The organism is Pseudonocardia sp. ICBG1293 (assembly GCF_020131355.1).
Classification (GTDB): domain Bacteria; phylum Actinomycetota; class Actinomycetes; order Mycobacteriales; family Pseudonocardiaceae; genus Pseudonocardia.
In genome coordinates this window covers 1-10,458 of sequence record NZ_JAHLEL010000016.1, presented here as the reverse complement: position 1 = coordinate 10,458, position 10,458 = coordinate 1, and the positions used below count along the sequence as shown (strand labels likewise).

At 74.1% G+C, this 10,458-nt stretch carries 13 protein-coding genes; 11 read left to right on the top strand and 2 right to left on the bottom strand.

Annotation, left to right across the window (positions count from 1 at the left end):
- The 3 genes from KPF47_RS10660 to KPF47_RS10650 all read left to right on the top strand — a co-directional run.
- Positions 1 to 724, top strand: a 724-nt coding sequence (locus KPF47_RS10660; RefSeq protein WP_224388580.1) for a transposase, incomplete at its 5' end; no start/stop codon positions are given.
- Between the two features lie 77 nt (positions 725 to 801).
- Positions 802 to 1,155 (top strand): helix-turn-helix transcriptional regulator, encoded by a 354-nt coding sequence (locus KPF47_RS10655; protein WP_224388577.1) that lies wholly within the window; start codon positions 802 to 804, stop codon positions 1,153 to 1,155.
- Positions 1,152 to 1,634 carry an SRPBCC family protein gene (locus tag KPF47_RS10650; RefSeq protein ID WP_224388575.1) on the top strand — a complete coding sequence of 161 codons (483 nt, stop codon included), beginning with the start codon at positions 1,152 to 1,154 and terminating at the stop codon, positions 1,632 to 1,634. Before KPF47_RS10655 ends, KPF47_RS10650 begins: the two co-directional genes overlap by 4 nt.
- On the opposite strand, the gene KPF47_RS10645 is transcribed toward KPF47_RS10650, so the two are convergent.
- Positions 1,598 to 2,305 carry a helix-turn-helix domain-containing protein gene (locus tag KPF47_RS10645; RefSeq protein WP_255659486.1) on the bottom strand — a complete coding sequence of 236 codons (708 nt, stop codon included), beginning with the start codon at positions 2,303 to 2,305 and terminating at the stop codon, positions 1,598 to 1,600. The genes KPF47_RS10650 and KPF47_RS10645 overlap by 37 nt on opposite strands.
- 305 nt (positions 2,306 to 2,610) lie before the next feature.
- On the opposite strand from KPF47_RS10645, the gene KPF47_RS10640 reads away from it, so the two are divergent.
- The 6 genes from KPF47_RS10640 to KPF47_RS10615 are packed head-to-tail and all read left to right on the top strand — an operon-like array spanning position 2,611 to position 8,865.
- Positions 2,611 to 3,537 carry a VOC family protein gene (locus KPF47_RS10640; protein WP_224390181.1) on the top strand — a complete coding sequence of 309 codons (927 nt, stop codon included), beginning with the start codon at positions 2,611 to 2,613 and terminating at the stop codon, positions 3,535 to 3,537.
- On the top strand, positions 3,537 to 4,157 hold the full coding sequence (locus tag KPF47_RS10635) for an alpha/beta hydrolase (RefSeq protein ID WP_224388571.1): 621 nt from the start codon (positions 3,537 to 3,539) through the stop codon (positions 4,155 to 4,157). The genes KPF47_RS10640 and KPF47_RS10635 overlap by 1 nt, the downstream gene beginning before the upstream one ends.
- A gap of 9 nt (positions 4,158 to 4,166) precedes the next feature.
- On the top strand, positions 4,167 to 7,250 hold the full coding sequence (locus tag KPF47_RS10630; RefSeq protein ID WP_224388569.1) for a DEAD/DEAH box helicase: 3,084 nt from the start codon (positions 4,167 to 4,169) through the stop codon (positions 7,248 to 7,250).
- Entirely contained in the window at positions 7,243 to 8,070 is an 828-nt protein-coding gene (locus tag KPF47_RS10625; protein ID WP_224388567.1) for an SWIM zinc finger family protein, read from the top strand. The genes KPF47_RS10630 and KPF47_RS10625 overlap by 8 nt, the downstream gene beginning before the upstream one ends.
- Positions 8,071 to 8,111: 41 nt before the next feature.
- Positions 8,112 to 8,387 carry a helix-turn-helix transcriptional regulator gene (locus tag KPF47_RS10620; RefSeq protein WP_224388565.1) on the top strand — a complete coding sequence of 92 codons (276 nt, stop codon included), beginning with the start codon at positions 8,112 to 8,114 and terminating at the stop codon, positions 8,385 to 8,387.
- Positions 8,380 to 8,865, top strand: coding sequence for a hypothetical protein (locus KPF47_RS10615; RefSeq protein ID WP_224388563.1), 486 nt, complete (start codon positions 8,380 to 8,382; stop codon positions 8,863 to 8,865). Before KPF47_RS10620 ends, KPF47_RS10615 begins: the two co-directional genes overlap by 8 nt.
- Positions 8,866 to 9,012: 147 nt before the next feature.
- Here KPF47_RS10615 and KPF47_RS10610 read toward each other — a convergent pair whose 3' ends face one another.
- Positions 9,013 to 9,345: a DUF3817 domain-containing protein gene (locus tag KPF47_RS10610; protein ID WP_224388561.1), complete on the bottom strand. Its 333-nt coding sequence runs from the start codon at positions 9,343 to 9,345 to the stop codon at positions 9,013 to 9,015.
- Positions 9,346 to 9,517: 172 nt separating this feature from the next.
- Between KPF47_RS10610 and KPF47_RS10605 the strand changes: the two genes are divergently transcribed.
- A complete protein-coding gene (locus KPF47_RS10605; RefSeq protein WP_224388559.1) occupies positions 9,518 to 10,105 on the top strand; it encodes a TIGR03086 family metal-binding protein in 588 nt (195 codons plus the stop codon).
- An 11-nt stretch (positions 10,106 to 10,116) separates the two neighbouring features.
- The gene (locus KPF47_RS10600; protein ID WP_224388557.1) at positions 10,117 to 10,449 is read left to right on the top strand and encodes an LLM class flavin-dependent oxidoreductase; all 333 of its coding nucleotides are present in this window, start codon (positions 10,117 to 10,119) and stop codon (positions 10,447 to 10,449) included.
- The last annotated feature ends 9 nt before the right edge of the window (positions 10,450 to 10,458 follow it).

Below are 10,458 nucleotides of genomic sequence, written 5' to 3'. Positions count from 1 at the left end.
GGTGTTCGAGCACGTGCTCGCGGCGTTGGTGCACGGCAGCGGCTACGAACGCATCGCCACCCCCGGCTGCTCGGACCGCACGATCCGCCGCCGTCTCGCCCAGTGGGCCGCCGCCGGCGTCGGGGAGCAGGTCCTTCGGGCCGCGCTGGCCGGCTATGGCCAGATGATCGGTCTCGACCTCGACGATCTGTCTGCCGACGGAGCGATCACCAAGGCTCCCTGCGGTGGCGAGGTCGCCGGCTGTAACCCGGTCGACCGGGGCAAACAGGGCACCAAACGCTCCGTGGTCTGCGACGGTGCGGGGATCCCGCTGCACCTGATCAGCGCCCGCGCCAATGACCACGACTCGCCGTTGCTGAAACCGACCCTGATCGGGATCTACGACATGATCGGGCCGCTGCCCGAGCGACCGTGCCTGCACCTGGACCGGGGCTATGACTCAGGCAAGACCCGCGATCTGCTCGAACGACTCGGGTTCGACGCACAGATCGCCACCAAGGGCCGGCCCGCCCCGATCCAGGTCGGTAAGCGGTGGCCGGTCGAGCGCACCCATTCCTGGATGAACGGCTACGGCAAGCTGCGCCGGTTCACCGATCGCCGGAAGATCATCGTCGAGTTCTACCTCAACCTCGCCGCCGCGCTCACCGTGATCCGCCGGCTGATCAACCATGCCCGCAGCCGCTACCGCTGGACAACCCGACCCACGACCCGTCGACTCCGATAACCATCAATCGCCGGACGCTCTAAAAGCGCTCCCGTCGCTACGGTGTTGTCAACCGAAGGGTTGAGCAAGGAGGAGTCGTGGAGGACCGGCTGAACCGGGTCTTCGCCGCACTGGCGGACCCGATCCGGCGCGACATGGTGGCCCGGCTGGCGACGGCCGACGCGACCGTGAACGAGCTGGCCGAGCCCTACGACGTCTCCCTGCAGGCCGTCTCCAAGCACATCCGGGTGCTGGAGGGCGCAGGGCTCGTCCGGCGCAGCCGGCAGGCCCAGCGCCGCCCGGTACATCTCGACGCGGAGGTGTTCGACCTGATGACGGCCTGGATCGAGCGGTACCGGCGGCAGGTGGAGGAGCGCTACGCGCGCCTCGACGACCTGCTCGCCGACGAGACGCCGGGATCCACCGGCACGAGCGAGGGAGCAGCGTCATGAGCACGACGACCCGCGAGACCGACATCGAGGCCGTCGAGGGCCTCCCGACGATCCGGATCACCCGGGAGTTCGACGCCCCGCCGGAGCGGGTCTTCGACGCGCACGTCGACGTCGAGAAGGTGAAGCGCTGGCTCGGCCCGCGCAACCTCACGATGACCGTCGACCGCTGGGACGCCGAGACCGGCGGCGGCTACCGGTACACCAGCTCCGACGAGACCGGCGAGTGGCGGTTCTTCGGGTCCTTCCACGAGGTGCGCTCACCGGAGCGGATCGTGCAGACCTTCTCCTACGAGGGCTTCCCCGACAGCGCCTGCCTGGAGACGCTCACGCTGACCGCCCTGCCCGGCGGCCGGACCCGGCTCGTCGCCGAGTCGCTGTTCGACTCGTTCGACTCCCGCGACGGGATGCTGGCCTCGGGCATGGAGGTCGGGGTCGTGCAGGGTCACGAGCGGCTCGACGAGCTGCTGGCCTCCCGGTAGGCGGCCGGCGTCAGCCCCGTCGCACGCTTGAACACCTGCCCGAAGTGCGACGGCCCGCGGAACCCCCACCGCGACCCGATGGCCGCCGCGGGCACGTCGGCCAGGCCCGCGTCGGCCAGGTCGCGCCGGCACATCTCGACGCGCCGGGCCCGGATCCAGGCCGCGGCACTGGTCCCGGTCCCGGCGAACAGGTTGTGCAGGTGGCGCGCGGAGACGAAGTGCGCGGCGGCGATCCCGGCGGGGGCGAGGTCCGGGTCGCCGAGGTGCGCCTCGACGTAGGCCTTGATCCGGTCCAGCAGGTCGCAGTGCGGGGCGGGCTCGGCCCCGGCCGTGCTCCGCAGCAGCACCCCGACCAGGTCCACGGCGTGCCGCACCGCGACGGCGGCGTGGGTGCCCATCGCGATCCGGTGCGCGTCGAGGTGGCGCAGGGTGTCGCACACGTAGCCGGCCAGCCCGGGGCCGGCGTCGAACGCGGTGCCCGCCACCCCGGTCAGGGGCTCCCCGCGGGGCTCGACGCGCTCGCGCGGGAAGTGCACGCACAGGGCGCGGAACGCGCGGTCCGCGGTGCGGGCACCCGGGCGGGCCGGGTCCAGCAGCGCCCACCGTCCGGGGACCAGCGGCTCGCCGTCGCCGAGCAGGGCGCTGCCCGCCAGCGCCACGACCAGTACCAGCCGGTCGTCCCCGGGGGCGGGCAGGTCACCGGCGACGGTGACGAAGGAGACGCCCTCCGGTCCGTCGGGACCGGGGACGGCCCCGGTCCCCGGGTCGGCGGGTCGGCGGGACGGTCGGCGACGGTCGTCATCGGCGGCTCCTGGTCGTGCTGGTGGCCGTACCCAGCCTAGTCGCGCAGCAGTCGTCCGACGGCCCGGTGCGGGCGTGCACGCGGACGACAGCGGTCTGCGCCCGTCGGCGATGTGCGGGGACCGTGTCGTTCCTAGCGTCCGGACACGTGGCTCATGTCGAAGGCTCGCACCATGTGACCCTGTCCGTCGCCGGCGCCCAGGAGGACGTCGACTTCCACACGAAGATCCTCGGCATGCGCTTCATCAAGCGCACCGTCCTGTTCGACGGCAACCTGCCGATCTACCACCTCTACTACTCCAACGCCGACGGCGACCCGTCCAGCGTGGTCACCACGTTCCCGTGGGCGCAGGCGGGCCAGTTCGGCACCCGCGGCACCAACCAGGCCCGCGAGGTCCTGCTGTCGGTGCCGGAGGGCTCGCTGGACTTCTGGGCGCAGCGGCTGCGGTCCCACGACGTCGAGGTCGCCGACGTCGAACGGTTCGACCGGCGCCGGCTCGCCTTCGCCCACCCGTCGGGCATCGAGTACCAGCTCGTCGCCAACACCGGCGACCCGCGCCGCGGCTTCGAGGGCAACGGGGTGTCGGCGGAGCACGCGATCCACGGCATCCACGGCGTCGGCGTGCACATGACCACCCCGGACCGGATGGTCGAGTTCGCCGACACCTCCTTCTTCGCCCAGGGCGACCCCGCCGAGGACGGCGACATGTTCGGCCTGCGGATCGGGGACGCGAAGGTCGGCAACCACCTGGAGATCACCGTCAACCGGAGCGAGGACCAGGGCACCTGGCGCTACGGCGCGGGCACCTATCACCACTTCGCGTGGAACGTGTCGGACCTGGCGAACCAGGAGGCGGTGAAGTTCGACATCGAGGGTGCGGGCTACACCGACATCTCCGAGCTCAAGGACCGCAAGTACTTCAAGAGCGTCTACGTCCGGACGCCGAGCGGGGCGCTGTTCGAGCTGGCCGTCACCCACGAGGAGGGCGGCTGGACCTGCGACGAGTCGCCGCACGAGCTGGGCACCCGGTTCCAGCTGCCGGAGCAGTTCGAGGACCGACGCGAGGAGATCTTCGCCAAGCTGGAACCGATCGAGGCCTGATGACCACCTGGGGGGACCCCGCGGCGCCGCTGGTCGTGCTCGCCCTGCACGGGCGGGGGCGCGACCCCGGCGACATGCGCGCCACCGCGGCGCGGTTCGGGGACGTGCCCGCCCGGTTCGTCGCCCCGGCGGCGCCGGGCGGCAGCTGGTACCCGAAGCCGTTCCTCGAACCGTTCGACGAGAACCGGGACGCGCTGCTGCGCGCGCTCGACGTCGTCGACGACCGGCTGGCCCGGCTGGCGGACGAGGGGGTCGGCCGGGACCGGGTGGTGCTGTGGGGGTTCTCCCAGGGCGCCTGTGTGGTCGCGCACCACCTGCTGGTGCGCGACCCACGCCCGTGCGCGGGACTGGTCGTGTTCACCGGCGGGTTCGTCGGCCCGGACCCGGTGCCCGCCCCGCCGTCGGGGTCGCTCGCGCCGACCCCGGCGGTGCTGCGGTCGATCTCGCGCGACCCGTGGGTGCCCGCGCACCGGGTCGAGGAGACCGCGGTCCTGCTGACCGGGGCGGGTGCGCGGGTGGACCTGCGGATCGACGACGGCGACGAGCACGTGGTCACCGACGAGGCGTGCGCGGCCGCGGCCGGGCTCCTGCACGCGGTGGCTGTCGGGGGTCGCCTCTAGCGTGGGGGTGTGTTCGTCGTCCACGCCCTGCACTCCCCCGCCCGCGGCGTCCTGCTGTGGGCGGAGGACGGCGAGCGGAGCCCGCGCACCGACCGCCGGTCACTGCGCACGGCGCGGCCGCACCCGTTCGCGGTGCCCTCGGACGCGCTGGCCGCGATCCACCCGGGCAAGCCGGCGTCGGTGACGGTGCTGCTGCCCTCGTACCCGTCGGGGCCGCAGGACTCCCCCGGTCTGGTCCGCTCCCGGCCGCGCACCCGCGGCCGGGGCGCGCCGACGCTGGCGCCGTGGACGGTGCCCGCGGTGGTCGTCGACCCCTCCGAGCTCACCGACCCCTCCCCCGAGGTCCGCTACGGCGCCGGCTTCACCCACCTCGCCGACCTCGCGCAGCTCGCCGAGGAGCTGGCCGCCCGCGGCCGGGTCCTGCCGGTGCTGCTCACCGAGTCCGGCCGGCCCGCGGCGCGCTGGCGCCCGGTCGTCCAGGGGCTGGACGCGGTCGCCCGCGCGGACCTCGTCCGTCGGCTGCCCCCGGTCGCGCGGGCCGAGCAGCGCCGCCCGGGCGACGTCGCGGGGCAGGACCCGGACACCCTGGTCGACGCCGCGCTGGCCCGCTTCACCGACACCGCGGTCCGCGAGCGGCTGGGGCGCAGTGCCACCATGCCGCTCCCGCTGCCCGCCCGGCCGGACGCGCCGGCGGCCCTGCTGCACGCACTGACCGGACCGTCGGCGGACCTGCCCGCGACCGGGGCCGGGCTGCAGGTGCTGCGCGAGGCGCTCACGGTGTGGGAGGACGTCGGGCGCGAGCAGCCCGGCGCCGCGACCGCCCTGTTCCGGCTCGCCGAGGTGTCCACCCTGCATGACCCGGCGGACCCCGGCCCGGACCTCGACGACCAGACCGGTGACGGCACCCGGTGGGAGCTGCAGTTCGCGCTGCGTTCCACCGAGGACCCGAGCCTGGTGTTCGACGCGGCCGGCGTCTGGGCCGGGGAGGCCGACGCGCTGGTGTCCGGCGCGCAGGACGTGCTGCTGGCGGAGCTGGGCCGGGCGGCGCAGGTGCTGCCGGATCTCGTGCCCGCGCTGCGCCGGGCCCGGCCGACCGGGCTGCCGCTCGACGTCACCGGCGCGCACCGGTTCCTCACCCGGGACGCGCCGGCGTTGCTGTCGGCCGGGTTCGGGGTGGCGCTGCCGCGCGGCTGGGACGGGCGCCGTCCGCTGGGGCTGCGGCTGTCGGCCTCGTCGGCCCCCGCCCCGGGGGTGATCACCCGCGGTGGCCTGGGGCGCGACGAGCTGGCGGAGTTCCGCTGGTCGCTCGCCGTCGGCGACGAGGAGCTGGGCGAGTCGGAGATCTCCGCGCTGGTGGCCGCGAAGGCGCCCCTGGTCCGGCTGCGCGGACGCTGGGTCGCCGTGGACGCCGAGGCGCTGGCGCAGGGGCTGGACTTCCTGCGCCGCCACCGGGACCGGCCGCCCACGGTCGGGGAGGTACTGGCCGCGGCCCGCGGCGACGCCCACGCCCCCCTCCCGGTGACCGACGTGTCGGCCCGTGGGGACCTGGGGGCGCTGCTGGAGGGCACCGCCGACCGCACGCTGACACCCGTTCCGGCACCGCCGGGGTTCACCGCGACGCTGCGCCCCTACCAGGAGCGCGGGGTGGCGTGGCTGGCGTTCCTGTCCTCGCTGGGGCTGGGGGCGTGTCTGGCCGACGACATGGGCCTGGGCAAGACCGTGCAGCTGCTGGCCCTGGAGGCGCACGACCGGGCCGACGGGCCGACCGGCGCGCCGTCGTTGATCGTGTGCCCGATGTCGATGGTCGGCACGTGGCAGCGGGAGGCCGCGACGTTCGCCCCCGGCCTGCGGGTGCACGCCCACCACGGCGCCTCCCGGCCGCGCGGTGCGGCCCTGCACGCCGCGCTCGACGCGGCGGACCTGGTCGTCACCACCTACGCGACCGCGACGCGCGACGCCGAGGACCTGCGGGCGTGGCGGTTCCACCGCCTCGTGCTCGACGAGGCCCAGATGATCAAGAATGCGCACGCGGCGGCGTCGCGCACGATGCGGTCGCTCGACGCGGCCCACCGGGTCGCGCTGACCGGCACGCCGATGGAGAACCGGCTGGCCGAGCTGTGGTCGGTGATGGACTTCCTCAACCCGGGGGTGCTCGGGGTGCCGGAGGTGTTCCGGCAGCGGTTCGCGGTGCCGATCGAACGCCACCGCGACGCCGGGGTGGCACGGACGCTGCGCCGGATCACCCGGCCGTACCTGCTGCGGCGGGTCAAGACCGACCCCACGGTGATCGACGACCTGCCGGAGAAGATCGAGATCGTGGCCGACCACCGGCTCACCCGGGAACAGGCGTCGCTGTACCGGACCGTGGTCGACGACATGATGGAGAAGATCGAGGACAGCGACGGCATCGAGCGCCGCGGCAACGTGCTCGCGGCGATGAGCAAGCTCAAGCAGGTCTGCAACCACCCCGCGCAGCTGCTGCACGACGGGTCCCCGATGCACCGCTCGGGCGGGCGGCACCGCTCGGGCAAGGTCGCCCGCCTCGAGGAGCTCCTGGAGCCGGTGCTCGCCGCCGGGGACCGGGCGCTGCTGTTCACCCAGTACACCGAGTTCGCCGCCATGCTGCGACCGCACCTGTCGGCACGGTTCGACACCGAGGTCCTCTACCTGCACGGCGGCACCTCGAAGAAGCGGCGCGACGAGATGGTGGAGCGGTTCCAGTCCGGCGAGGGGCCGTCGCTGTTCCTGCTCTCGCTGCGCGCGGGCGGCACCGGGCTGGCCCTGACCGCGGCGAACCACGTGATCCACCTGGACCGGTGGTGGAACCCGGCGGTGGAGGACCAGGCCACCGACCGCGCGTTCCGGATCGGGCAGCGGCGCGCGGTGCAGGTGCGCCGGTTCGTGTGCCCGGGCACCGTGGAGGAGCGCATCGAGGCGCTGGTCACCGCGAAGCGGTCGCTGTCGGACATGGTGGTGACCGGCGGGGAGGACTGGCTGACGTCGCTGTCGACCTCCGAGCTGCGCGCGGTGTTCGCACTCGGCTCGGACGCGGTGGCCGATCCCGACGAGGACACAGGGGGCGGCGATGAGTGACCGGCCGTTCTGGGCGCAGGAGGACTTCACCGGCGGGCCGCCGCGCCGCGTCGAGGGCGGGATCCGGATCCACGCGACGCGGGGTGCGGTCGCCCGGACCTGGTGGTCGGCGCGGTTCCTGGCCGTGCTGGAACGCCTCGGCGTCGGCGGGCGGCTCTCGCGTGGCCGCAGCTACGCCCGGTCGGGGCAGATCGTGTCGCTCGACGTCGACGCGGGCGCGGTGGTCGCACTGGTGCAGGGCACCCGGCCGCAGCCCTACCGGGTGCGCATCGGGCTGCGGGTGTGGGACAAGACGGAGTGGCGGGGCGTGGAGCAGGCACTGGCCGCCGACGCCTGGTACACCGCGGCGCTGCTGTCGGGCACCGTGCCCCCCGAGATCGAGGAGTTGCTCGACGGCCTGGGCCTGTCGCTGTTCCCGGCCGACGTCGCCGACCTCGCACAGGACTGCTCGTGCCCGGACCACACCGTGCCGTGCAAGCACCTGGCCGCGGTGTTCTACGTGCTGGCCCAGCGGTGCGACACCGACCCGTTCACGCTGCTCACCCTGCGCGGACGCGACCGGGACACGCTGCTGGAGCGGCTGCGGTCCGAGCGCGACCGCACCGGCGGCCGATCCGCGCCGTCCGGGCCGGTGCCGCTGGCGGTCCTGCTGGACGACTTCTGGGAGGGGGCGCCCGGCTCCGCTCCCCCGCGCCCGCCGGACACCGAGCCGGGCGCGGTCCTGGACCAGGTGCCCGAGCCGTCCCTGCGGGCGAACGGCGGGCGGCTGACCGACGCGTTGCGGCCGGTGTACCGGGCGCTGGCCCATCCGGACGCGTGAAAGGTCGGGTAGACCCGACCCATGTCGGGTAAAGCTGTCGCATGGGCAGGCTCCCCGCCGATGTGCGATCCGACGTCGCCGCAGCGCGACGCCGGGCGAGTCTGACCCAACGACGACTGGGCGAACTGGTCGGCGTGAGCCGCCAGACCGTGGTGGAGATCGAGGCCGGCGGATACAACCCGTCGACGGCGGTCGCACTGCGACTGGCGGTCGCGCTGGACACCCCGGTGGAGCAGTTGTTCGCGCTGCCCGCCGCGGAGGCCGACAGGATCCGCGCCCGGCGTGACGCAGCGAAGACGGGAGGCCGGGATGCCTAGTCCGTGGACGGCCCTGCGCGAGACGCAGCGCCAGATCAGGAACGAGACCGACGAGCGCGCGGAGCTGGTGCTGCTGCGGCGCCGCTGCCTGGAGATGCAGGTGGTGGTCGTCGCGGGGGCGCTCGGCGTGGTCGTTCTACTGGGCCGCCCGCTCGGACTGCGGGATGCCTCCGGGGCGACCTGGTCCGGTGCCGTGCTCGTACTGGTACTGAGCCTTGTCGCCGTGTGGCTGGTCGCACGGGCGGTCGGTCGAGCCCTGTACGGGACACACGTGACACCCGAGCGGGAGCGAGCGGAGACGCTCCGCGCGCTGCTGCTGTTGCCGCTGCTCGTGGTGGTCGCCGGGGCTGTCCACTGGTGGGTGGGCGGCGACCTCGCCGACACCGGGCTCTACGTCGTACTGCTCGCCGTCGCCACGGGTGCCGGCCTGGGACTGCACCTGTGGTGGATCCGGAAGCCCGTCCCGAGCGAGCGATGAGCTGGAAATATGTGAGGGCCCGGTCGCCGTGGTCGAGCGACCGGGCCCTCGTCCCGAACTGACGCGCCGCTCCCACCACCAAGCGACGACCTGAAGTTAGCCTAGGCTTACCTGCGTCGTCAAGCGCGGCGCGCGGTCCGGGAGGACTCAGCCGGTCACGGCCCGGGCCCGCGCCGGATCGAGCCGGCCGGTCGCCCCGGCGTGCCGCTCGAACCAGATCGTCGTCAGCGGCGGGATGCTGGCGAGCAGACCGATCACGACGGTGCGCAGGTCCCAGCGGAACAGCCGGGCGGTCCACAGCGTGACGACCACGTAGGCGACGAACAGCGCCCCGTGGATCGGCCCCATGACCTGCACCCCGAGCTCGGAGGTGGCCAGGATCCACTTGACGAACATGCCGATCAGCAGGCCGGTCCAGGACAGCGCCTCGGCGATCGCCACGGCGCGGAAGACCTTGGCGACGAGTGACGGGTCGTTCATGACGGGTGCTTCCTCCAGGCGGACGGGACGTCGTCGTCCACTCTGCCGCATCCCGCACACCACCTTCTACCGGGTGTCGAACAACACGGCGGGCGATGAGTCGGCGTCCTGCCGACGGTCGGAGCAGACGGGGCCCCGCGATCGCAGGGCCCCGACCGACCGGAGGTAGCCCGTGCCCGATCTCGTTCCGACCGCCCGCGCCGTGGCCGACATCGTCGTGGGAGTCCGCGACGACCAGCTCCACGACCCGACGCCCTGCGACGGCATGACCGTCGCCGCGCTGCTGGACCACCTGCACGGTCTGGCGTGGGCGTTCCGGGTCGCGGCGGAGAAGTCCCCCGAGGCCGCCGGTACCGCGCCGAGCGCCGACGCCGGCAATCTCGTCGGGGACTGGCGGACCGCGATCCCGGCCCGGCTCACCGCGCTGGCGCAGGCGTGGCGCGAACCGGCCGCCTGGGAGGGCTTCACCGCGGCGGGCGGTCTGGACCTGCCCGCCGACGTCGCCGGGGTCATCGCCCTCGACGAGCTGGTCCTGCACGGCTGGGACCTCGCCGTGGCCACCGGCCGCCCGTTCACCCCCGACGACGAGGCCGTCGCCGCCGTACTGGAGTTCACCACCGCGATGTCCGCACCCGGCCAGGAGGCGTCGCGGGAGGGTCTGTTCGGGCCGGTGGTCCCGGTCCCGGCCGATGCGCCGCCGTTCCACCGGGCGCTGGGCAACAGCGGCCGCGACCCGCGCCGGAGCCCCGACGCGGGGTAGCGTCGACCGACGTGGTGACGTCCCCGCACGGCAAGGTCCGCATCGGCGTCGGCTCGGTGGGGCTGCAGGCCACCGACCCCGGGTCGGAGTTCGACGAGTTCGTGGACGCGCTCGAGCGCGCCCGGATCGACTCCCTGTGGCTGCCCGACCTGGTCTCCGCCCCCGGTGTCGACGCGATGGTCGGCACCACCTGGGCGGCGGCCCGCACCCGCACGCTCAAGGTCGGCACCGGTGTCACGATCCTGCCCGGTCGCAACCCGATGCTGCTGGCGGCCGAGCTCGCGTCGCTGGCGGTGCTGGCACCGAAACGGATCCTGCCCGCCGGTCCAGGCCGCCCGCGGTGAGGGCGTCTA

Bases quoted from the DNA above. Each gene is read 5' to 3' on its own strand.
- KPF47_RS10650 (WP_224388575.1), top strand. From the start codon at position 1,152: ATGAGCACGACGACCCGCGAGACCGACATCGAGGCCGTCGAGGGCCTC.
- KPF47_RS10635 (WP_224388571.1), top strand. From the start codon at position 3,537: ATGACCACCTGGGGGGACCCCGCGGCGCCGCTGGTCGTGCTCGCCCTG.
- KPF47_RS10625 (WP_224388567.1), top strand. From the start codon at position 7,243: ATGAGTGACCGGCCGTTCTGGGCGCAGGAGGACTTCACCGGCGGGCCG.
- KPF47_RS10620 (WP_224388565.1), top strand. From the start codon at position 8,112: ATGGGCAGGCTCCCCGCCGATGTGCGATCCGACGTCGCCGCAGCGCGA.
- KPF47_RS10615 (WP_224388563.1), top strand. From the start codon at position 8,380: ATGCCTAGTCCGTGGACGGCCCTGCGCGAGACGCAGCGCCAGATCAGG.
- KPF47_RS10610 (WP_224388561.1), bottom strand. From the start codon at position 9,345: ATGAACGACCCGTCACTCGTCGCCAAGGTCTTCCGCGCCGTGGCGATC.